The 22,151-nt window shown below is 71.8% G+C and carries 18 protein-coding genes; 6 read left to right on the top strand and 12 right to left on the bottom strand.

From position 1 onward, the window contains the following. Window positions 1–62 precede the first annotated feature (62 nt). Both sucD and sucC read right to left on the bottom strand, forming a co-directional pair. Window positions 63–950 carry a succinate--CoA ligase subunit alpha gene (gene sucD / locus DEJ32_RS04570; protein ID WP_110824176.1) on the bottom strand — a complete coding sequence of 296 codons (888 nt, stop codon included), beginning with the start codon at window positions 948–950 and terminating at the stop codon, window positions 63–65. Between the two features lie 14 nt (window positions 951–964). Then, window positions 965–2,134, bottom strand: coding sequence for an ADP-forming succinate--CoA ligase subunit beta (gene sucC, locus DEJ32_RS04565; RefSeq protein WP_110900445.1), 1,170 nt, complete (start codon window positions 2,132–2,134; stop codon window positions 965–967). A 231-nt stretch (window positions 2,135–2,365) separates the two neighbouring features. Between sucC and DEJ32_RS04560 the strand changes: the two genes are divergently transcribed. The 4 genes from DEJ32_RS04560 to DEJ32_RS04545 all read left to right on the top strand — a co-directional run bounded on the left by DEJ32_RS04560 (window position 2,366) and on the right by DEJ32_RS04545 (window position 6,169). Beyond that, a complete protein-coding gene (locus DEJ32_RS04560; protein WP_110889237.1) occupies window positions 2,366–3,997 on the top strand; it encodes a RecQ family ATP-dependent DNA helicase in 1,632 nt (543 codons plus the stop codon). A gap of 298 nt (window positions 3,998–4,295) precedes the next feature. Next, complete coding sequence (locus tag DEJ32_RS16145) at window positions 4,296–4,601, top strand: hypothetical protein (protein WP_181420288.1); 306 nt, start codon at window positions 4,296–4,298, stop codon at window positions 4,599–4,601. Window positions 4,602–4,638: 37 nt separating this feature from the next. After that, the gene (locus DEJ32_RS04550; RefSeq protein WP_181420579.1) at window positions 4,639–5,469 is read left to right on the top strand and encodes an oxygenase MpaB family protein; all 831 of its coding nucleotides are present in this window, start codon (window positions 4,639–4,641) and stop codon (window positions 5,467–5,469) included. A gap of 64 nt (window positions 5,470–5,533) precedes the next feature. After that, the gene (locus DEJ32_RS04545; RefSeq protein ID WP_110889239.1) at window positions 5,534–6,169 is read left to right on the top strand and encodes a pyridoxal 5'-phosphate synthase; all 636 of its coding nucleotides are present in this window, start codon (window positions 5,534–5,536) and stop codon (window positions 6,167–6,169) included. Window positions 6,170–6,238: 69 nt separating this feature from the next. On the opposite strand, the gene DEJ32_RS04540 is transcribed toward DEJ32_RS04545, so the two are convergent. The 3 genes from DEJ32_RS04540 to DEJ32_RS04530 are packed head-to-tail and all read right to left on the bottom strand — an operon-like array spanning window position 6,239 to window position 11,504. After that, the gene (locus DEJ32_RS04540; protein WP_110900443.1) at window positions 6,239–8,593 is read right to left on the bottom strand and encodes a GNAT family N-acetyltransferase; all 2,355 of its coding nucleotides are present in this window, start codon (window positions 8,591–8,593) and stop codon (window positions 6,239–6,241) included. After that, a complete protein-coding gene (locus DEJ32_RS04535; RefSeq protein ID WP_110900442.1) occupies window positions 8,590–9,963 on the bottom strand; it encodes a lysine N(6)-hydroxylase/L-ornithine N(5)-oxygenase family protein in 1,374 nt (457 codons plus the stop codon). The genes DEJ32_RS04540 and DEJ32_RS04535 overlap by 4 nt, the downstream gene beginning before the upstream one ends. Next, on the bottom strand, window positions 9,960–11,504 hold the full coding sequence (locus DEJ32_RS04530; protein ID WP_110900441.1) for a pyridoxal-dependent decarboxylase: 1,545 nt from the start codon (window positions 11,502–11,504) through the stop codon (window positions 9,960–9,962). The genes DEJ32_RS04535 and DEJ32_RS04530 overlap by 4 nt, the downstream gene beginning before the upstream one ends. Window positions 11,505–11,619: 115 nt before the next feature. Between DEJ32_RS04530 and DEJ32_RS04525 the strand changes: the two genes are divergently transcribed. After that, window positions 11,620–12,123 carry a GNAT family N-acetyltransferase gene (locus DEJ32_RS04525; RefSeq protein WP_110900440.1) on the top strand — a complete coding sequence of 168 codons (504 nt, stop codon included), beginning with the start codon at window positions 11,620–11,622 and terminating at the stop codon, window positions 12,121–12,123. Window positions 12,124–12,131: 8 nt separating this feature from the next. Here the strand turns inward: DEJ32_RS04525 and DEJ32_RS04520 are convergent, their stop codons facing one another. Then, window positions 12,132–14,591: an ATP-dependent helicase gene (locus tag DEJ32_RS04520; protein WP_110824186.1), complete on the bottom strand. Its 2,460-nt coding sequence runs from the start codon at window positions 14,589–14,591 to the stop codon at window positions 12,132–12,134. Next, window positions 14,527–15,648 (bottom strand): glycerophosphodiester phosphodiesterase family protein, encoded by a 1,122-nt coding sequence (locus DEJ32_RS04515; protein ID WP_110900439.1) that lies wholly within the window; start codon window positions 15,646–15,648, stop codon window positions 14,527–14,529. The genes DEJ32_RS04520 and DEJ32_RS04515 overlap by 65 nt, the downstream gene beginning before the upstream one ends. A gap of 275 nt (window positions 15,649–15,923) precedes the next feature. Between DEJ32_RS04515 and DEJ32_RS04510 the strand changes: the two genes are divergently transcribed. Beyond that, window positions 15,924–16,838 carry a Bax inhibitor-1/YccA family protein gene (locus tag DEJ32_RS04510; RefSeq protein WP_110900438.1) on the top strand — a complete coding sequence of 305 codons (915 nt, stop codon included), beginning with the start codon at window positions 15,924–15,926 and terminating at the stop codon, window positions 16,836–16,838. Window positions 16,839–17,259: 421 nt separating this feature from the next. Here the strand turns inward: DEJ32_RS04510 and guaA are convergent, their stop codons facing one another. The 5 genes from guaA to DEJ32_RS04485 are packed head-to-tail and all read right to left on the bottom strand — an operon-like array spanning window position 17,260 to window position 22,094. Beyond that, window positions 17,260–18,840, bottom strand: a complete 1,581-nt coding sequence (gene guaA / locus DEJ32_RS04505; RefSeq protein ID WP_110900437.1) for a glutamine-hydrolyzing GMP synthase — start codon at window positions 18,838–18,840, stop codon at window positions 17,260–17,262. Beyond that, the gene (locus DEJ32_RS04500; protein WP_110900436.1) at window positions 18,837–19,283 is read right to left on the bottom strand and encodes a DUF3817 domain-containing protein; all 447 of its coding nucleotides are present in this window, start codon (window positions 19,281–19,283) and stop codon (window positions 18,837–18,839) included. Before DEJ32_RS04500 ends, guaA begins: the two co-directional genes overlap by 4 nt. A 10-nt stretch (window positions 19,284–19,293) precedes the next feature. Beyond that, window positions 19,294–20,085, bottom strand: a complete 792-nt coding sequence (locus tag DEJ32_RS04495) for an SURF1 family cytochrome oxidase biogenesis protein (RefSeq protein WP_181420578.1) — start codon at window positions 20,083–20,085, stop codon at window positions 19,294–19,296. A 47-nt stretch (window positions 20,086–20,132) separates the two neighbouring features. Then, complete coding sequence (locus DEJ32_RS04490; protein ID WP_110824192.1) at window positions 20,133–21,560, bottom strand: cation:proton antiporter; 1,428 nt, start codon at window positions 21,558–21,560, stop codon at window positions 20,133–20,135. Between the two features lie 3 nt (window positions 21,561–21,563). Beyond that, window positions 21,564–22,094, bottom strand: a complete 531-nt coding sequence (locus DEJ32_RS04485; RefSeq protein ID WP_110824193.1) for a cation:proton antiporter regulatory subunit — start codon at window positions 22,092–22,094, stop codon at window positions 21,564–21,566. Window positions 22,095–22,151: the final 57 nt, after the last annotated feature.

The following is a 22,151-nucleotide window of genomic DNA, read 5'->3' as shown; positions in this document are numbered from 1 at the left end:
GCGCAGGACGGGAGGCTCGGCGCGGGTCCCGCACCGAGCCTCCCGTCCGACAGGAGCGCGCGTCAGCGCGCGGCGATGACCTCGCGCAGCAGCGCGGCCGTCTCGGACGGCGTCTTGCCGACCTTGACGCCGGCCGCCTCGAGCGCCTGCTTCTTCGCCTCGGCGGTGCCGGCGGAACCGGACACGATCGCGCCGGCGTGGCCCATCGTCTTGCCCTCCGGCGCCGTGAAGCCCGCGACGTACCCGACGACCGGCTTCGTGACGTTGGCCTTGATGTAGTCGGCGGCGCGCTCCTCGGCGTCGCCGCCGATCTCACCGATCATCACGATGGCCTCGGTCTCCGGGTCGGCCTCGAACGCGGCGAGCGCGTCGATGTGCGTCGTCCCGATGACCGGGTCGCCGCCGATGCCGATGGCGGTCGAGAAGCCCAGGTCACGCAGCTCGTACATCATCTGGTAGGTCAGGGTGCCGGACTTCGAGACGAGGCCGATCGGGCCCTTGCCGGTGATCGTCGCCGGGGTGATGCCGACGAGCGACTCCCCCGGGGTGATGATGCCGGGGCAGTTCGGCCCGATGATCCGGGTCTTCCCGCCGAGCGCCTTGGCGTGCGCCCAGAACACCGCGGCGTCCTGCACCGGGATGCCCTCGGTGATGACGACGACGAGGGGGATCTCGGCGTCGACGGCCTCCATCACGGCGTCCTTCGCGAACGCCGGCGGGACGAAGACGATCGAGACGTCGGCACCGGTGGTGTCGATGGCCTCGCGCACCGAGCCGAAGACGGGGAGCTCGACGTCGCCGTGCGTGACGGTGGTGCCGGCCTTGCGGGCGTTGACACCGCCGACGACCTGCGTGCCGGCCTTGAGCATGAGGGCGGTGTGCTTCGTGCCCTCACCGCCCGTGATGCCCTGGACGATGACCTTGGAGTCCTTGTTGAGGAAGATCGACATTGCTCTGGTGCTCCTTACGCCGCGGCCGCGGCGAGCTCGGCGGCCTTCTCGGCCGCATCGTCCATGGTCGCGGCGACGGTGACGAGCGGGTGCGCTGCCTCCGCCAGGATCCGTCGGCCCTCGTCCACGTTGTTGCCGTCCAGGCGGACGACGAGCGGCTTGGTGGCCGCGTCGCCGAGGATGCCGAGCGCGGCGACGATGCCGTTCGCGACGGCGTCGCAGGCGGTGATGCCGCCGAAGACGTTCACGAAGACGCTCTTCACCTGCGGGTCGCCGAGGATGACGTCGAGGCCGTTGGCCATCACCTCGGCCGAGGCGCCGCCGCCGATGTCGAGGAAGTTGGCGGGCTTCACACCACCGTGGCGCTCACCGGCGTAGGCGACGACGTCGAGCGTCGACATGACGAGCCCGGCGCCGTTGCCGATGACGCCGACCTGGCCGTCGAGCTTCACGTAGTTGAGGCCGTGCTGCTTCGCCTTGGCCTCGAGCGGGTCCTCGCTCGCGGTGTCCTCGAGCTGCGCGTGCCCCTCGTGGCGGAAGTCGGCGTTCTCGTCGAGGGAGACCTTGCCGTCGAGGGCCAGGATCTGCCCGTCGCCGGTGCGGACCAGCGGGTTCACCTCGACGAGGGTGGCGTCCTCGCCCGCGAACACGTCGTAGAGGTTCACGAAGACGTCCGCGACCTGGTCCTGGAGCTCGGATGGGAAGTTCGCCTGACGCGCGATGTCGAGCGCGGCCTCCTTGTTGATGCCCGTGAGCGGGTTCACCTCGACCCGGGCGAGCGCCTCGGGCTTCTCCACCGCGAGCTGCTCGATCTCCATGCCGCCCTCGACGCTGGTGAGCGACAGGTAGGAGCGGTTCGCCCGGTCGAGCAGCACCGAGAAGTAGAACTCCTCGGCGATGTCGGCACCCTGCGCGACCATGACGCGCTGCACGGTGTGGCCCTTGATGTCGAGGCCGAGGATCGCCTGCGCGTGCTCGAACGCCTCGTCCGGGGTCTTCGCGACCTTGACGCCGCCGGCCTTGCCACGGCCACCGACCTTCACCTGCGCCTTGACGACCACGACGCCGCCGATCTGCTCGGCAGCCGCCTTCGCCTGCTCGGGGGTGTCGGCGATGATCCCCTGGAGGACGGGGACGCCGTAGGACTCGAAGAGGTCCCTGGCCTGGTACTCGAAAAGATCCACGCTGTTCTTCTTCCCGCACGGTTCGTGCGATCGGCATCGGTGTCCGGTCGCGCCTCCACATCGAGGGTCGCTCGATGTCGAGACAACGGCCGCGACCGAGCCTAGCGCTGGCAGGTGGACGCGCGGTGCCCCGGTGGAGAACGCGCTGCCCCGCGCCGCCGCCGACCCCTGTCGTCCGGGGTACGCCGTCTCCGGGCGACCGACCAGGCCGGATCGTGCACCGTCGATCGGGTGCAGAACGAACTCCGTACCCGTACCGCCGAGGTCTTCGGTTGGGAACTCCGCGACGCGCAGGAGACCGTGGTCGACGCCGTCCTCGAGGGCCGTGACGCCCTCGCCCTCATGCCGACCGGTTCCGGCAAGTCCGCGATCTACCAGGTCGCCGCCCTCGCACTGGACGGCCCCGTCGTCGTGGTCTCGCCCCTCGTGGCCCTGCAGGAGGACCAGGTCGTGGGGATCGAGGACCACCCGGACGCACCCCGCGCGGTGACGATCAACGCGACCCGGGCGCACCGCGAGCTCGAGGACGCGTGGGACGCCGTCGCGTCCGGGGCGGCCCGCTACGTCTTCCTCGCCCCGGAGCAGCTCGCCAAGGACGAGGTCGTCGACCGGCTGCGGGAGGCCGGGGTCGCGCTGGTCACGGTCGACGAGGCGCACTGCGTCTCGAGCTGGGGCCATGACTTCCGCCCGGACTACCTGGTGCTCGGCGAGGTCATCGAGCGGCTCGGACGTCCTCCGGTGCTCGCGATGACGGCGACCGGTTCGACTCCCGTGCGCAACGAGATCGTCGAGCGGCTCGGGATGCGCGACCCGCTCGTCGTCGCGACGGGCTTCGACCGCCCGAACCTGCGCTTCGAGGTCCAGCGGCACAGTGACGCCGACGAGAAGCGTGACGCGGTCGTCGCCCAGGTGGTCGGGCTCGAGGGCGCGGGGATCGTGTACGTCGCCACCCGTGCCGAGACCATGCTCTACGCGGACGAACTCGTCGAGAGCGGTCGCCGCGCCAAGGCGTACCACGCGGGCCTGCGCGTGCGGGACCGTGAACACGTGCACCACGAGTTCCTCGAGGGCGCCCTCGACGTCGTCGTCGCGACCAGCGCCTTCGGCATGGGCATCGACAAGCCGGACGTGCGCTTCGTCGTGCACGCCGACGTCCCCGAGTCCGTCGACGCCTACTACCAGGAGGTCGGCCGGGCCGGACGGGACGGCGACGTCGGCCTCACGACACTGCACTACCGCTCCGAGGACCTCGGGCTCCGCCGGTTCTTCGCCTCCGGATCGCCCCGGCCCGCGTCGCTCCGGGCGGTCTTCGACGCGGTTCCCGAGGACGGGGTCCTGCCCCGGTCGGAGGTCGCCGAGCGTTCCGGACTCGCCGCCCGCACCGCCTCCCGCGTCGCCAACGCCCTGGTGGACGCCGGCGCGCTGTCCGACGCCGCCGACGGACTCCGCCGTGTCCCGGACGGCCCCGCCGACGCGGACGCCGCGGTCGAGCTCGCCAAGGCGCACGCGAAGGAGCGGGAGCGGGTGGAGGAGTCGCGCATCGAGATGATGCGCCGCTTCGCCGAGACCACCGGCTGCCGTCGGCAGTTCCTGCTCGGGTACTTCGGCGACGAACTCCCCGAGCCGTGCGGCAACTGCGACACGTGCTCGGCGGGCACCGCGACCGACACCGACGCGCACGGGGCGGACGGTTCGCACGACGCCGAGTGGCCGCCGGACGCACCGGTCGAGCACGCCGAGTGGGGGCGGGGCACGGTCATGAGCACCGAGGACGACCGGTTGACGGTGTTCTTCGAGTCCGCCGGGTACCGGACGCTGGCCCTCGCCGACGTGACCGAGCGGCACCTGCTCGAGCGCGTCTGAGGCACGTGCGGCGGACGGTGCGGCGGGGGAAGGCGCGGTCGCTCGACCACCCGTCGGCGACCGCGCTCCACTCCCCCGAGCACACGCAGTAGACACCGCGGGGATGACCTCGTGGTGGCCCGCAGGTGAACGGCAGGCGAACCCGGCCCGGGCGGCCACTGTCCGCATCGGCACGACCGGCCGTCCCCCGGGCACCACGGACGTTCCCACCGGCACCCGGGTAGCAAGGACCGGTGGGGCCGCGTCGGCGCACGACGGCCACCGCACGAGCACGCAACACGATCGACAGGAGCGACACATGTCCGACCCCGGCATCACCCCAGGCGACGAGTTCAGCGACGGCGTCAGCGACTCCGCCGACGAGGGCCGCGCCGACGACGTGGACCGCGAGTACGTCGGCGCGTACGAGACCGACGACGCCGAGGAGGCGCTCGAGACCGTGACGAACGACGCGGTCGCCGGCGAGACCGTCGAGCCGCAGCTCGGCGACGGCACCGACGACGGCCCGACCGGCGGGGCGCCGCGCGAGGGCTCGCCGGACCTCTGGGAGCACGGCGACGACCGTCCTGACCTCGGCGGCGACCTGGGCACGAAGCCCCTCTGACGTGACCGGTCGACGGACGGGAGGCCCGGAGCACGACGTGCGCGGCCGCTCCCGTCCGTCCCCTGGCCACGACCGCCACCGCGACCGCGACCGGCCCGGCCACCGGGACCGCGCGCTCCGCCGCTTCATCGCCGACAGCACGCCGGTCATCGCGGGCGGCCGCGCGATCCTGCTGCAGATCGCCGACCCGGTCGTCGCCGCGGGCGTCCGTCGGCACTCCGACTTCGCGGAGCGACCGCAGCAGCGGCTGGCCCACACCCTCATGTACGTGTACGCGGTGGTGACCGGCACCGCGCGGGACGCCGCCGTGGCGCGGTCGTTCGTCGAGCACGCGCACCGGCCGGTCGCGGGAGCGAACGAGGTCGACCGACAGCTGTGGGTGGCCGCGACGCTGTACGACTCCGCGATCCGGACCCACCGGTTGCTCGGCACCCCGGTCGACGCCGAGCGGGCGGAGGCGGTCCTCCAGGCCTACGCGCCGATCGCCACCGCGCTCCGGGTGCCAGCGGACCGCTGGCCGACGTCGGTCGCCGCGTTCGAGGCGTACTGGGCCGACACGCTCGGGACCCTCCGGGTGACGGACGACGCCCGCAGTGTCGTCCGGGACCTCCTGCACCCTCGGGCAGCACCGCTCTGGGTCCGTTCCGCGATGCCCCTCGTGCGGATCGTCACCGTCGGTATGCTGCCGGACGCCGTGCGCGACGACTACGGCTTCGCGTGGGGACCCCGCGAGGAACGACGCTGGCGACGCACCCTCGCCGGCATCCGGGCGGTCCGCGCCGTCGTGCCCGGACCCCTGCTGCGCCTGCCGCGGGTCCTCCTGCTGCGCGGGATGCACCGCACCGCGGCCCGGCACGCGCACCACTGAGCGATCGGGTGTCCGTCCCCCGCGAGCCTGGACGTCCCCGCGCCGACCACGGTTGAGTGGGGCCATGTCCTCCTCCCTGTCCGGTGACGACTCCCTGCTCCTGCCCGAGTTCGACGCGCCGCCCGCGGACCCGCTCGACCTCGCCCGCACCTGGCTCGACCAGGCCGGCGAGCACGAGGTGTCCGAGCCGCTCTCGATGACGCTGGCCACCGCCGGTGCGGACGGCCGCGTCGGTGCCCGGACGGTCGACGTCAAGCGGATCGACGACCGCGGCCTGGTGTTCGGCACCTCGACGCTCAGCCCGAAGGGACGGCAACTCGCGGAGAACCCGCACGCCGCCCTGCAGGTGTACTGGCGCGAGACGATGCAGCAGCTCCGCTTCGAGGGCCGCGCCGTGCAACTCTCCGACGCGGAGTCCGACGCGCTCTTCGCCGACCGGTCGCCGAAGTCGCGCGCCGCCACGGCCGTCGCCGACCAGTCCGCGGTGCTCGAGCCCCGGACCCTGCAGGACCTGATCGACGACGCGAACGTGCTCCTCGACGAGTCCGACGACGACGTGCCGCGCCCGGCGGGGTGGGTCGCGTGGCGGCTCGAGCCGGACCTCGTCGAGTTCTGGCACGGCAGCCGCGACCGGATGCACCGCCGCCTGCAGTACGCGCACGCCCACGGCGCCTGGTCGGCGACCCGCCTCCAGCCGTAGCGCCGCGCGCCAGAGGCGCCCCGCCCCGGCAACCGCCGATGGGTCGCGAGCGTGCGGCGACGGGGCGGGTCAGCCCCGCCCGATGGGGTTCGACATCGCCCCCGCCCGGATGAGCGAGGACGACTGGTCCGCCAGGTCGACCATCGCGAGCGTGTTGCGCAGCTGCAGCCGGTTCAGGCAGGAGTGCTCGAACGTCGGCACCCGCAGGTCGAGCGGACGCCGACGGTCCGGGTGCTCCGCCGCGTGCCGGTCAACGCACCCGCCGACGAGCCGCCAGAAGACGTCCCCGGGCAGGACCCCGTCGTCGTCGAGGACCGCTGCCAGGAAGCGCAGCACCCCGTCGAACACGTCGGTGAACACGGCGAGCGCCGCCTCGTCGTCGTCGACCGGGTGCACGATGCGGCGGATGTCCTCGGGCACCGGACGGTCGTCGTGCTCCCCGAGGACCACGACCTCCTCGCCGATGTCCTTCATGAACGCGCCGGTCACGGCCCCGTCGCGCAGGACGAGCACCAGGTTCTCGCCGTGCGGCATGAACGCCAGGTCGTGCACGGTCAGGCAGTGCACGACCGGCCGCAGGTACGCGTCGAGGAAGCGCCGCACCCACGTCGCCGCGTCCAGCCCCGAGGTACGCACGAGCTCGGCGGCGACCGCACGCCCGTCGGCGTCCCGGTGCAGCAGTGCCGCCATCGTCATGAGCTGCTCCCCGGGAGCCGTCCTGGGCACCGGGCTCTCCCGCCACAGCGCCGCGAGCATCTTCCGCTGCGGCGAGGCGACGTCCACCCGGTGGTACGCGTCGCCGGTGTACCCGATCGCCGCGTGTTCGCGCAGCACCCGGAACCCGGCGTCCCGCAGGGTGGTGTCGGCCGCCACGAGCGACGCGACCCAGTCGTTCACCGCTGGGGTCGAGCGCATGTACGCCGGGGACATGCCCCGCAGGAACCCCATGTTCTGCACCGCGAGCGCCGTCTTCACGTACGAGCGCTCGGGGTGGCTGCGGTCGAAGGCGGTGCGGATGGACTGCTGCGGCTGGAACAGGTCCGGACCCTCCCCGAGGTCGACGAGGTCCTGCCGGCCGAGGTCGGGCGCGAACGTCACGGCGATGCGGTGCTGCCACTGCCAGGGGTGCACCGGCAGCCAGACGTAGTCGTCGGGGTCCAGGCCGCGGCGGGTGAGCGTCCGGCGGTGCTCGGCGACCGTGTCGGCCCCGAGTTCCGCGGCCCAGTGCTCCGCCTCGGTCCGGTCCGCGGCGAGCGCCAGGGAGGTGTGCGCCCGACGGGCGGCGAGCCACCGGATGCGGAAGCGGCCGCCGGACTCCGGTGCGTACGCCCGGTACTCGTCCAGGCCGAACCCGATCCGCCCGTTCGCGGCGACGAACGCCGGGTGCCCCTCGGTCATCGCCGCCTCGACGTCCTGGAACCCGGCGACGACGTCCCCGTCCCGTCGGCCGCGGGCGAGCTGTCGGGCCGACGGTCCGCCGCGGCGGTGCTTGGCGGCCGCGCTCGCGAGCGTCGAGGCCACCTCCTCCAGGTACGTGCCGAGCAGGGCGTCCGGGATCCCGAGCACGTCGCGCAGTTCCAGCACGAGGTCCTGCGCGTCGAGCGGCAGCGGCACGGGGTCGGCCGAGGCGGACTCCCGCGTCAGGGTGCGCTCGTCGACGGACCAGTGCTCGAGCTGGTGCTGCCGTGCCCGGAAGCGGTAGCGCGAGCCGCCGGTGTCGAGCAGCCACCCGTCGCCGTCCGGTCGCGGTGTGACGAGTCGCTCGTGCGTGAACTCCGCCACGGCCTTCGCCACCAGGTGTCGTTGCGCGACCGCCAGGTGCTCGGGCCGGAGGTGCGCGGCCGGGCCGTCGTCGTCGGGCACGCCGATCGATGCGGTGTCGAGCACCGAGAGCAGCGCGCGCTTGCCGTCCAGGTCGACCTCGCGGAGCGCCCGGAACCCGACCTCGGCGTTCTTCGCCTGCACCGCGGTGTTCCGCACGTCCGGCTCGACGACCACGCGTCGGGCACCGAGGGCATCACGGCAGTGCTCGACCACGGCGCGCATCACGGCGCTGGTGAGTCCGTGCACCCGCCCTGCCACGGGAGGCGGGGCGACGAGCAGGTGCATGCCGACGTCACCGGGACGTGCGTCCCAGACGTCGACGAGCAGGACCGTCGCCGGGTCGTAGGTCTCGGCGTACGCGCACGGCACCCCGTCGCGCAGCACGAGCCAGCCGTCCTGCGCCGGGTCGGCCTGCACCGCGGTCAGGTACGTCCGCACGCCGTCGACGTCGGCGTGCTGCATGCCCCACCACGACGACGGCGGAGCCGCGAGCCACGACTGCACGCGGGTCGCGTCCCGCTCCGGGTCCACCGGCACCACGGACAGGAGGCCCGGCAGCACGTCCGCCAGACCGGTCCGGTCGTGCTGGACCGCGCTCATGCGCGCACCTCCGCGTGCTCGGCGCGCTCGCCGCGCTCGGCGCGCTCGGCGCGGACCGAGGCGGGCAGACCGAACTCCTGGAAGGCGATCCGGGCCTCCAGGCCGTAGACCTCGCGCCCCGTGACGGACCGGATGATCGACGCGTTCCGCCACGCCCCCATGCCGAGGTCCGGTGCGGTCAGGCCGTGCGTGTGCTCCTCGGCGTTCTGCACCCAGATCCGACCGCCGAGGGTGTCGACGTGGTGGTCGCGGGCGACGGCGGGTCGGCCGCCGGCGTCACGCGCCACGAGGTGCGCGACCGGGTCGAGGAACCGCGGCGGCCGCGGCGCGTACCCGGTGGCGAGGACCAGGCGCTCGACCTCGTGCTCGTACGTCTCGCCGAGCTGCTCGTGCCGGAGCGTCAGCCGGTACACGCCCCGGTCGGCGTCCCAGTCGGCGGCGGTGACGCTCGTCTCGGTGCGCAGCGTCGTCGGGACGGGACCCCTGGCGCTGATCCGGTACAGCGCGTCGTAGACCTCGCCGACCAGGTCCGCGCTGATGCCCTTGTACAGCCCGCGTTGCTCGCGGCCGAGGCGGTCCCGGACGTGCTCGGGCAGCGCGTGGAAGTGGTCGGTGTACTCCGGACTCGTCATCTCGAGGGTGAGCTTCGTGTCCTCCATCGGGAAGAACCGCGGCGACCGGGTGATCCAGTCCAGGCGGTACCCGCCGTCGCGGATGCCCTCGAGGAGGTCGCGGTAGACCTCGGCGGCGGACTGGCCGCTGCCGATCACCGCGACGGACCCGGCGCCACGGAGGGCGTCCCGGTTCGGCAGGTAGTCGGCGGAGTGCAGCACCGGGCCGTCCAGGTCGCGGAGCGCGGCGGGCACCGACGGCTCGCTCCCGACGCCGACCACGACGTGCCGGGCCCGGTACGTCTCCGCGCCGTCCGCCGTCTCGGCGTGCACGGTGAACAGGTCTTGCTCGGCGTCGTGCTCGACCGCGACCACCCGGCGTCCCCAGCGGAGGGTGTCGAGCCGGTCGGCGGCCCAGCGGCAGTAGGCGTCGTACTCGCTGCGGAGGGGGTGGAAGTCCTCGCGGATGAAGAAGGGGTAGAGCCGACCGGTCTCCTTGAGCCAGGCCAGGAACGAGAACGACGAGGTCGGGTCCGCCATCGTGACGAGGTCGGCGAGGAACGGCACCTGGATCGTCGCGTCGTCGAGCATCATGCCGTGGTGCCAGGCGAAGCCGTCACGCGCGTCGAGGAACACGGCGTCGAGGTCGTCGACCGGGTCGGTCAGGCAGGCGAGCCCGAGGTTGAACGGGCCGATGCCGATGCCGACGACGTCGTGCACCCGGGTCGTGGCGGTCGCGGTCGCGTCGACGGCGGTCATCGTGCGGCTCCGCCGGTCACGGTCGGCCGGGTCGACGCCGCGCGCAGACGCTCCGCCGTGGCCACCACGTGGACGAGGGAGGCCCGCATCTGCTCCGTCGTCGTCGCCGGGTTGAGCAGGGTCAGCTTGTTGCACGGCCGCCCGTCGACCACGGTCTTCGCGATGAGCACCCGTCCCTCGGCCAGGAGCGCCGCGCGGAGCGGTGCCACCATCGCGTCCGACTCCTCGTCGGTGACCCCCGCCGGCTGCCAGCGGAACAGGACCGTGCTCAGCTGCGTCGGTGCCACGAGGACGAGGTCCGGGTCGGCCTGCACGAGCGCGTGCGTGTCGGCGGCCAGGTCGACGACGGCGTCGAAGGCCCGTCCGATCGCCTCCGCTCCGGAGGCGCGGAGCGTCGCCCAGAGCTTCAGCGCGTCGAACCGGCGGGTGGTCTGCAGGGACTTGTCGACCTGGTTCGGTTCCGTCGCGCCCTCCGGGTTGAGGTAGTCCGCGTGCCAGGAGGCCCGGCGTAGGTCCGCCGGGTCGCGCACCACGAGCACGCTCGACGACACCGGCTGGAAGAAGGACTTGTGCAGGTCGGTCGTGACGCTGCGGGCACGCTCGATGCCGTCGAGCAGGTGCCGTCGCGTCGGGGACACGAGCAGGCCGCACCCGTAGGCGGCGTCGACGTGCAGCCACACGCCCTCGAGGTCGCACACGTCCGCGATCGGCGCGAGCGGGTCGATGACCCCGCGGTCGGTGGTGCCGGCCGTGGCGACGACGGCCATCGGGGTGCGACCGTCGGCGCGGGCGTCGGCGATCGCGAGGGCCAATGCGGACGGGAGCATCCGGCCGGACGTGTCGGTCTCGACGTCGACGACCGCGGCGTCGGGCAGGCCGAGCAGGCGGGCGGACTTGCGCACGCTGAAGTGCGTCTCCGCGGTGGCGAACACGGCGAGGTCGGCGAGCGCGGGGGCGGGGGCGGCCATCACGGAGGCAGCCGTCGCGGACGCGGCGGGGGCGGCGACCGTCGCGGGGGCGGCCGTCGCGGCCTCCCGCGCCAGGAGGAGGGCCTGCAGGTTGGACTGCGACCCGCCCGACGTGAAGATCCCGTCACCCGCCGGGAAGCCGATCCGCCGGGCCAGCCAGTCCACCACGTGCCGCTCGATGTCGGTCCCGATGCGCGACTGGTCCCACGTGTCGACCGAGGGGTTGACGGCGGCGAGCACGGCCTCCGCGGCGACCGCGGGCAGGGCGACCGGGCAGTTGAGGTGCGCGAGGTACCCGGGCGTGTGGAACCAGACGGCCTCGCGGACGAACAGGTCGTCGAGTTCGGCGAGCGCACGCTCCGTGCCGAGTGCCGGTCCGTCGAGGTCGACCGTGGCGACGCGCTGGTGGAGGTCCACCGCGGGGGTGTCGGTCGTCGGGACCTCGGCGACGGCGATGCGGTCGGCGAGTCGGTCGATGGTCGCGCCCACGGCCTGCCGGTAGCGCTGCGCCGTCTCGGGACTGATCAGGTCGAGCGGGGTCGTGTCGAGCGGAGTCGTGTCGAGCGGAGTCATGTTAGGTGAGGCTAACCTCACCTACTCCCCCTGTCACCCGTCCAGGGCACCGGGCGTGGCGGACGCGAGTGACCCTCGAGTGCGTCCGGGCCGGGGCTCCCGGTACGGTCGGGGCATGGGGCACGCCCAGCAGCTCACCGTCCGACCAGCCGTCGACACGGATGCGCCAGGCATCGCCGACGTGCACGTGCAGGCATGGCGCGAGGCGTACGCCCACCTGCTGCCGGCGGCGTTCCTCGCGTCACTCGACCCCGTCGCGCGCACCACACGGTGGCGGCGGACGATCGCGGGCGCGAGCGCAGCCGGCACGAGCGTGGCGGTCGCCGAGCACGGCGGCGCCGTCGTCGGGTGGGCCACCGCGGGTCCGGCTCGTGACGACCCCGCCATCCGGGACGTCGAGCTCACCGGCATCTACGTCCTGGCATCGGCGCACGGGTCGGGCGCCGGTCAGCTGCTCCTCGACGCCGTCCTCGGCAACGCACCGGCATTCCTGTGGGTCGCCGACGACAACCCCCGGGCACAGGCCTTCTACCGGCGGAACGGGTTCCGACGCGACGGCACGACGAAGACCGAACGGCTCGGCGACAACGCGCTCCTCGCCGCCCGGATGGTCCGCTGAGCCGTCGGCTAGAGCTTCTCGATCGGCGCGATCTTGATGAGCAGCTTCTTCCGCCCCGCGCTGTCGAACGCGATCTCCGCGATCCGCTTGGCGCCCTGACCGGTCACCGCCGAGACGGTCCCCTGCCCGAAGTCGACGTGCGAGATCCGGTCGCCCGGAGCCAGCTCCATGTCGCCGTTGTCCCGGACCTGCCCGGACACCCGGTTCGCCCACTCCGTCTTCGGCTTCGTCTTCGCCGCGGCGGCCGCACGGTCGTAGGACCCACCGCTCCAGCCGCCACCGCCGCGGTAGCCACCGCCACCGGTGCCGCCGCCGAAGCCACCGTCGCGCTTGGCGTTGAGCGCGCGGGGCTGTGTGCCGCCGCGACTGTTCGCCATGCCCGGTGACTGCTTCCACTCGACGAGCCCCTCGGGGATCTCCTGCAGGAAGCGTGAGGGCATCGCCACGTTGACGTCGCCGAACTGCGCCCGGGTCATCGCGAGCGACAGGAACAGGACCTTCTTCGCCCGGGTGATGCCCACGTAGAACAGGCGTCGCTCCTCGGACGGACCACCGGGCTCGTTCGCCGACATCCGGTGCGGGAGCAGGTCTTCCTCGACACCGGTCAAGAACACGGCGTCGTACTCCAGGCCCTTCGCGGTGTGCAGCGTCATGAGCGACACCGTGCCGGAGGAGTCGTCGAGTTCGTCGGCCGCGGCCACCAGGGAGACCTCGGTGAGGAAGTCGGCGAGCGTGCCCTCGGGGTTGTTCTTCTGGAACTCCCGGGTCACGGCGACGAGTTCGTCGATGTTGTCGGCACGGGCGGCGTCCTGCGCGTCCGGCGACTTCCGGAGCTGTTCGAGCAGCCCCGAGCCGTCGAGCAGCTGGGTGAGGGTGTCGACCACCGGCTGGTCCGCGGCCTTGGCGGCGACCTCGTCGAGGAGCCCGGCGAACGAGGTGATCGCGGTGCGCACCTTCGGCCCGAACCCGAGTTCGTCCGCGTGCCGCAGGGCCTCGCGCATCGAGACCTCGTGCTCGTCGGCGTACCGCTGCAGGGCGGTCTCGGTGACGGCGCCGATGCCGCGCTTCGGCACGTTGAGGATGCGTCGGAGCGACAGCGGGTCTGCCGGGTTGGCGACCGTGATCAGGTACGCCATCGCGTCCTTGATCTCGGCGCGCTCGTAGAACTTCGTCCCGCCGAGCACCCGGTACGGGATCGCGGCGCGGATGAAGATCTCCTCGAGCGCACGCGTCTGCGAGTTCGTCCGGTAGAACACCGCCATGTCGCGGTAGTCCATGCCGTCCTCGTGCAGACGCTGGATCTCGTCCGCGACGAACTGCGCCTCGTCGTGCCCGGTGTACCCGGTGAAGCCGACGATCTTCTCGCCGGCACCCACGTCCGTGAACAGGTTCTTCGCCTGCCGGTCGAAGTTGTTCGCGATGACCGCGTTCGCGGCGTCGAGGATGTTCTGCGTCGATCGGTAGTTCTGCTCGAGCAGGATCACCTTCGAGTTCGGGAAGTCCCGCTCGAACTCGACGATGTTGCGGATGTCCGCGCCGCGGAAGGCGTAGATCGACTGGTCGGAGTCACCCACGACCGTGAGCGACGCCGGCGCGATCGACCCGTCGGTCTCCCGCATCCGCTCGACGTGCTGCCCGGCGTCCTCGAGCTTGTCGACCTGCTCCACGGGCACGGGACGGGTGAGTTCGCGGATGAGCGCGTACTGCGCGTGGTTCGTGTCCTGGTACTCGTCGACCAGGACGTACCGGAAGCGGCGCTGGTAGAGCGCGGCGATCTCGGGGAACGCGCGGAACAGGAACACGGTCTGCCCGATGAGGTCGTCGAAGTCGAACGCGTTCGCCCGGCGGAGCTCGCTCGTGTACCGCCGGAACACCTCGGTGAACATGACCTCTTGCGGGTCGTCCGTGTTGATGTTGCGCGCGTAGGTGTCGATGTCCTGCAGCTCGTTCTTGAGCTTCGAGATCTTCGACGCCGCCGCCCCGACGGTCAGCCCGAGCGTGTCCGCTTCGAGGTCCTTGATGATCCGCTTGAGCAGGGCCCGGGAGTCGGCCGAGTCGTAGATCGTGAACGACTGCGGGAACCCGAACCGCTCGGCCTCACGCCGGAGGATCCGCACGCACGCCGAGTGGAAGGTCGAGATCCACATGCCCTCGGCGGCCTGCCCGACCAGGGCCTGCACCCGCTCGCGCATCTCGGCCGCGGCCTTGTTCGTGAACGTGATCGCGAGGATCTGGGACGGCCAGGCCTCGCGGTTGGCCAGCAGGAGCGCGATGCGTCGGGTGAGCACGCTCGTCTTGCCCGAACCGGCACCGGCCACGATGAGCAGGGACTCGCCGCGGTACTCGACGGCTTCCTTCTGCTGGGGGTTCAGGCCCGCGGTGAACGGGTCCTCGTACGCACGGTCACCCGCGCCGGGACCGTGCGTACGGCCGGGCGTCGAGTCGGAGGGGTCGAGCACGATCGTCATGTCCGGGACAGTCTAGGCGCGACCTGCGACACCCATCAGCCCGCGCAGCGCCGTCCGCGACGAGCGATCGGGCACGGACGGCGAGGTCCGCGTGGTCCGCGAACACCCCGTCCACGCCCGTCCGGACGACCGAGGTGAACCACCGCTCCCAGTCGCCGTGCGCCGCCAGGTCGCCCCCGCGCCGGAGCGCCGCGGGCAGGAACCGGTTCTCCGGTCGGAGCGTCCACGTGTACACCGCGAGCCCGACGGCGTGCGCCCGCTCGACGACGTCGCTCCGCACCGGTCCCGGGTCGTCGACGGCGCGGGTGTCCACTCCCGCCATCAGGGTCGGCAGGTCCACGCTGATCCCGTCGAACTCCGTCGCGAGCCGGGCCAGTGCCGCGTCCGTCCGCTCGGTGGCGTACGTGGGGGCCGCGGCGCCGGCTGTGGCGACCTCGTCCGCGGCCGCGCCCCGGGCCTCCTGGAGGTACACCAGGCGCGCACCGGTGCCGAGCGCGGCCACCTCGCGCAGCACGCGCTTCTCGAAGGACTCGACCGTCAGCCGGTCGTCGTCACGCCAGCCGGCCGAGCCGAGGACGCCGTCCAGCAACGAGGCCATCGGGAACCCCGCGGCGGCGAACGCGCTGGCGTGCTTCACCTCGGCGACGAGCCCGACCCGCCGCGGGGCGGCGTCCAGGATCGCGAGCAGGTCCTCCAGGCGCAGGACCGTGTCCTCGCCGTCGTGCTGCCGGGAGGCCCGGCGCAGCTCCGGCAGGCGCTCACGGGTCCGCAGGGTGCGCAGTTCCTCCCACGTGAAGTCCTCGGTGAACCAGCCCGTGACCCGGTGCCCGTCGATCGTCTTCGTCGTCCGCCGGTCCCGGAACTCCGGGCGGTCGGCGACGTCGGTCGTGCCGGACACCTCGTTCTCGTGCCGGAGCACCAGGACGCCGTCCTTCGTCGGCACGAGGTCCGGCTCGATCGCGTCCGCACCGAGCTCGATCGCGAGCTCGTAGGCGCTGCGGGAGTGCTCGGGCCGGTACCCGGAGGCACCGCGGTGGGCGATGACGAGCGGCTGCATGCACGCGACGATACGGACTGCGCGAGGACGTCGCCGACGTTCAGCCAGCGTGGGGACACCGTTCGGTGGACCGACAGCAGCGGTCCATAGGCTCGTCATCAGGAGGGCCCGGGGACGTTCCGCTTCCCGCGAATCCACAGCCATCGAGCACACCTGGCCCGTAGGCTGTGAGGACACGAAGGAACGGCTCCGCCGCACTCCTTCCCGAGCCCACGAGCCGATGCCATCCGGGTACCGGCTCCACGACTCCACACCAGAGGAAATCAGAGGACACCATGGCCTTCAAGCCCGGTTTCGACCAGTCCCCCGCCTTCAACGACGCGGGCCGGAACGCATGGGGCGCCGGCTCGAACACGCAGCAGGGGTACCCCCAGCAGGGCTACCCGCAGCAGGGCGGCTACCCGCAGGCGCCGTACGGCCAGACCGGCTGGGGACAGGCGCCGCAGCAGCCCGGGTTCTCGCCCGACCAGCTGCGTGACATGTACGACCGCCCGTCGGCGAACAAGGTCGACACGGACCGGATGTCGTACGAGGACACCATCGTCAAGACGCTCCTGGCGTTCGGCGTGCTCATCGTCGGTGCCGTCGCCGGCTGGAACCTCCCGCCGGTGGTCTGGATCGTCGGCGCGCTCGTCGGGTTCGTCCTCGCGCTGGTGAACACCTACAAGAAGAAGCCGTCGCCCGCCCTGGTGCTGGCGTACTCCTTCTTCGAGGGCCTCTTCGTCGGTGGCATCTCGGGCATGTACAACACCATGTGGGACGGCATCGTCACGCAGGCGGTGTTCGGCACGCTCGGTGTCTTCGCGGTCACGCTCCTGCTCTTCACGTCCGGCAAGGTCCGCGCGACCCCGAAGGCCACGCGGTTCTTCCTCGTCGCGATGGTCGGCTACATGGCGTTCTCGCTCGTCAACATCGTGCTGATGCTCCTGGGCGTGACGCAGTCGGCGTTCGGGCTCCTCGGCGTCACGGTGTTCGGCATCCCGCTCGGTGTCGTGATCGGCATCCTCGTGGTGCTCATGGCGGCGTACTCGCTCGTCCTCGACTTCGACCAGATCAAGACCGGTGTCGAGCGCGGCGCTCCCCGCATCTACGCCTGGACGGCGGCGTTCGGCCTCATCGTCACGCTCGTCTGGCTGTACCTCGAGATCCTGCGCATCCTGGCGATCATCGCCAGCAGCTCGCGCAACTAGCTCGCAGCACACGGAGGGCCCCGGCAGTCGCCGGGGCCCTCCGTCGTTCCCGCGCGCTGCGCCGCCGGCGCGACGCGGTCCCGGGACCCGCCGCTCGCGCCCGCCGAGGTTCCGCGATTCCGGAACCTCGCGTCCCGAGATGCCGCACTTCCGGAACCACGGCGACCGCATGCGGCACGTCGTGGAACCACGGCGTGCAGCAGCAAGCACGTGGGCGGGCCACTAGTCGGGAGGCACCGGTTCCGCGGTTCCGGAACCTCGCGCTCCGACATGGCGCACTTTCGGAACCGCCGCGATCGCAGGCGGCACATCGTGGAACCGCGACGGGAGGCGCACGGCAAGGAGGCGCGGGGCGCGCCCGGCAGGACGAGCGAGGGCCCGGTGCGCACTGCGTACCGGGCCCTCGGGCGTCAGGGGAGCCTCACTCCCACTCGATCGTCCCCGGCGGCTTCGACGTGACGTCGAGCACGACTCGGTTGACGTCGCGCACCTCGTTGGTGATGCGGTTCGAGATCTTCGCGAGCACGTCGTACGGCAGGCGCGTCCAGTCGGCCGTCATGGCGTCCTCGGACGAGACCGGACGGAGCACGATCGGGTGCCCGTAGGTACGGCCGTCGCCCTGGACACCGACCGAACGGACGTCGGCGAGGAGCACGACCGGGCACTGCCAGATCTCGTCGTCCAGGCCCGCTGCAGTGAGCTCCGCGCGGGCGATCGCGTCCGCAGCCCGCAGGATCTCGAGGCGCTCGGCGGTGACCTCGCCGACGATGCGGATGCCGAGACCCGGGCCGGGGAACGGCTGACGCCCGACGATGACCTCGGGGAGGCCGAGCTCGCGGCCGACCGCACGGACCTCGTCCTTGAACAGGGTTCGGAGGGGTTCGACGAGCTGGAACGTCATGTCGTCGGGGAGCCCGCCCACGTTGTGGTGCGACTTGATGTTCGCGGTGCCCGAACCGCCACCGGACTCGACGACGTCCGGGTACAGCGTGCCCTGCACGAGGAACTTGACCTCGGCGTCACCGTCGGACGCGCGTGCTTCGAGCACGAGTGCCTCGGCCGCGGCCTCGAACGTGCGGATGAACTCGCGCCCGATGATCTTGCGCTTCTGCTCCGGGTCGCTGACGCCGGCGAGCGCGTCGAGGAACTGCTCGCGGGCGTCGACCGTGACGAGTCGGACACCGGTGGAGGCGACGTAGTCCTCCTCCACCTGCTTGCGCTCGTCGGCGCGGAGGAGCCCGTGGTCGACGAACACGCACGTCAGCTGGTCACCGACGGCCTTGTGCACGAGCGCCGCGGCGACGGCGGAGTCGACGCCACCGGACAGCCCGGCGATCACGCGGGACGAGCCGACCTGCGCGCGGATTCGCTCGACCTGCTCCTCGATCACGTTCGCGGAGTTCCAGTCGCCCGGCAGCCCGGCAGCCCGGTGCAGGAAGTTCTCGAGCACGGCCTGGCCGAACGCCGAGTGCTTGACCTCCGGGTGCCACTGCACGCCGTAGAGCTTGCGCTCGTCGGAGGCGAAGGCGGCCACGGGCGTCGAGTCGCTGGAGGCGAGGACCGCGAAGCCCTCCGGGGCCTTCGCGACCGAGTCACCGTGCGACATCCAGGTGGTCTGTGACGCCGGCTGCCCGCCGAGCAGGACGCTGTCGGTGCCGCTGACGGTGACGTCGGTCGCGCCGTACTCGCGCAGGCCGGTGTGTGCGACCTCGCCGCCGAGCGACTTCGCCATGGCCTGGAAGCCGTAGCAGATGCCGAGCACCGGGACGCCGAGGTCGAGGATCTCGCTGTCCAGGGCCGGAGCGCCGTCCTCGTAGACGGAGGACGGGCCTCCCGACAGGACGATCGCGGCGGGGTCCTTCGCGCGGATCTCGTCCGCCGTGACGGAGTGCGGGACGATCTCGCTGTAGACGTTGGCCTCGCGGACGCGCCGTGCGATCAGCTGCGCGTACTGCGCGCCGAAGTCGACGACGAGGACGGGACGCTGTTCGGTCTCGCTCACCGTGCGCTCTCCTTCTCCCGCGACTGCTGCGCGGTCAGCTCGTGGTGGGTGGTCATGGCGGCCTTCTGCATGCGGTGCTCGACCACGAAGGACATGAACGGGATGATCCCGCCGAGGGCGATGAGCAGGAAGCGCGACGGCCGCCAGCGCATGATGCTCCAGAGGCGGAAGTCCGCGAAGAGGTAGACGACGTACAGCCAGCCGTGGGCGATGAGGATCGCGACGGACAGGTTGAACGTGCCGGGCGCCTCGCCGGCGGTGCCGTTCGGGACGAAGAACGCTCCCCCGCCGAGCTGCATCTCGCGCTGGATCGGCGTGTACTTGATGACGACCTCGACGATCAGGGCCAGCAGCAGCACACCGGTGATGTACGCGGAGATGCGGTAGAACCGCACGGCCCTCGGGATCTTCGGGATGTCGCGGGTCCGGACGGTCAGAGCCATGCCGTCGATCCTACCGGCGACCCGGCTCGGCCCGGGCGTCGTCCACAGCGGCCTCGTCGGCGGGCGCCTCGTCATCAGCGGCGCCACCGGCGGCTGCTTCGGCGGCCTCGCGCTCCTCGTCCTGCTCGCGCTCCCAGGCGTCCTTCACGAAGCGGTACCAGAGGAAGACGGCGAACCCGGCGAAGACGACCCACTCGACCGCGTAGAACAGGTTGAGCCAGTCGAACTGGACCTCGCGCGTGGGTGCCCGGTCGGCGATGGTGCCGAGGTCCGCGGCGTCCGCGACAGCGGCTCCGGCGACGACGTAGCCGCCGTACATCCGGTCGTCGAACGCCTTCCAGGTGTTGACGAACCGGGCCGGGGCGACGGCGGAGTACTCGCCCTGCTCGAAGGCGTCCTGGTCGGGCGACTCGGCCGGGTAGTACCGGCCCTCGACCGTCATGGTCGCGCCGTCGGTCAGACGGTCACCCCCGGCGACGGCGGCCGCCCGCTGGTCGGACCACCCGATCACGACCGGGAGGCTCGCCCCCGTCGCGTCGTCGACCAGGTGTCCGACGGCCTGGTACGTCCCACCCCCGCTGCGGCCGGTGAGGACGGTGGTGTCCCCGGCGACGAAGCGCCCGGAGACGGTGATCTTCTGCCCCGCGAGCGTCGAACCGACGGGCTTCTCGGGGGTCGTGACGTCATCGAGAGCGCGCCGCGTCTCCGTCCCGGCGGGCAGCGGCTTGCCGTTCTCGATGCTGCGCTCGAGCTGCCACTTGCCGAGCGCGGCGAACACGCCCGCCAGCACGATGGCCAACACGAGCAGTGCGATCCACCTCGGACGTCGTGCAACGGCCCACATGCGTGTCAGTACTCCGGATCGCGTGGTCGGACCGGGCGTTCGGGACGCTCGGCTGGGATCTCGATCGACGACGTGCTCACGCGCACGGGTTCCGGTGTGACCGGCTGTGCGCGCGACGGCGTCGTCTCCGGTTCCCCATTCTCGCGCTCTTCCCTGCCCGCGGCCTCCACGAGGGCGATCTCCTCGGCGAACCGACGGTCGCGCTCGGCCTTGCGCTCGGCGGCGGCCTGCGCTGCCGCCAGCTCGCGCCCGCGGAGCTTCCGCACCCGACCCGGCCGGAGCACGAGCCGACCGATGCGGTCGGAGTTCACCGCGAGCAGCGGACCGAGCACCGCCATGATGAGGACGTAGAGCCCGGCGAACGCGGTGATGCGCTCCTCGAGTCCGGCCGCCGCGGACAGCGTCGCGAGGATGAGCGCGAACTCGCCGCGGTTGACGAGGATGACCGCCGTGTTGATGCCCTGCTGGACGCTGAAGCCGTTCATCCGGGCGACGAGCTGCCCCGCGACGGCGTTGAGCACGACGGTCATGCCGATGGCGGCGACGACCGGCCAGAGCACCTCGCCGAAGGTCGAGACGTCCAGGCCGAGACCGAAGTTCACGAAGAAGAACGCCGCGAAGACGTCACGCATCGGGAGCGCCAGCTGTTCGATGCGGTCCCGGTAGCGCGTGGCACCACAGAGCAGCCCGATGACGAACGCACCGATGGCGTCGGTCACGCCGAGCAGGTCCCCGATGCCACCGAACATCACCGCGAGGCCGAAGAACAGCACGGTGAACAGCTCGTCGTCGCGGGTCGCGAAGATCCGCGAGACCTGCTTGCCGCCCCAGCGCGCCAGGCTGAACATGACGATGAGGAACCCGAACGCGAGCGCGAGCTTCCCGATCACCGCCCAGACGTTCGTGTCGCCGGAGAGCACCACGGACACGATCGCCAGGTAGACGGCGATGAAGACGTCCTCGATGACGGTGACGCCGAGGATCATCGGTGTCTCGTCGTTCGCCAGGCGCCGGAGCTCGATGAGGAGCTTCGTCACGATGGCGCTCGACGACGTCGCCGTCATCCCCGCGATGATCAGGGCTTCGCGCGTGCCCCATCCGAGTGAGAACCCGAACGCGAACCCGACGCCCATGTTGATCGCGACGTAGGTGCCGCCCGACACGAGGAGCTTGCCGGCGTTGCCGTAGAACTCCTCCTGGTCGAACTCCAACCCCAGGTTGAACAGCAGCAGGATGAGCCCGAACGTGGCGATGAGCTCGATCGTGTGGGACTCGACGCTCAGTCCGATCCACGGGGTGTGCGGGCTCGCGATGAGTCCGACCACCATGTAGACCGGGATCGCCGGCAGGCCGATGGTCTTGCCGAGACGTCCGAGGACGTAGGCGATGAGGAACAGGCCGCCGATGGTCAGCAGCTCACCACCCAGGTGCATCGACTAACTCCCGGGCGGCGCCTCGGCAGCGGCTGCTGCCAACTGACCGCTGCGGTAGAAGGAGAACGCCTTCGCGACCTTCTCGGGCGCGCCGGCGACCACGATCGTGTCCCCGGGGAACACGACGAAGTCGGACGAGGGCGCCGGGTTGGCGCTGTCGCCGCGGACCACCGCGACGACCGTCAGGCCGATGAACCCGGAGTCGTGCAGGTCGCCGAGGGGCTTGCCCGCGATGGCGTCGTCGTAGTCGACGCTGAACCAGTCGATCGACAGGCCGGGGATCTCGTCGAGCTTGTCGAGGCCCTCCGTGATCCGGGTGCCGCCGAGCAGCTCGGCGAGGGTGTGCGCCTCGTCCTCGCTCAGGCGGAGCGAGACCTTCTCGGACTTGTCCGCGCCGTCGGCGACGTCCGCGAACGAGATGAGGTCGGAGTGACCCGACCGGTGCGTGATGACACCGCACTTGCCACCGTCGTCGGTGTAGAAGCTGTGCAGCACGCCGACGCCGGGGAGTTTGACGCGATGGACGTCGACCATGATGGCTCCCTTTCCCAGGACACCCATGCTAACCACCGGGAGGGCTCGGCCATTCCG

Source organism: Curtobacterium sp. MCPF17_046 (genome assembly GCF_003224295.1).
Taxonomy (GTDB): Bacteria; Actinomycetota; Actinomycetes; order Actinomycetales; family Microbacteriaceae; genus Curtobacterium.
Note: the sequence above shows the minus strand (reverse complement) of the source record. Positions and strands in the feature narration are given on the sequence as shown.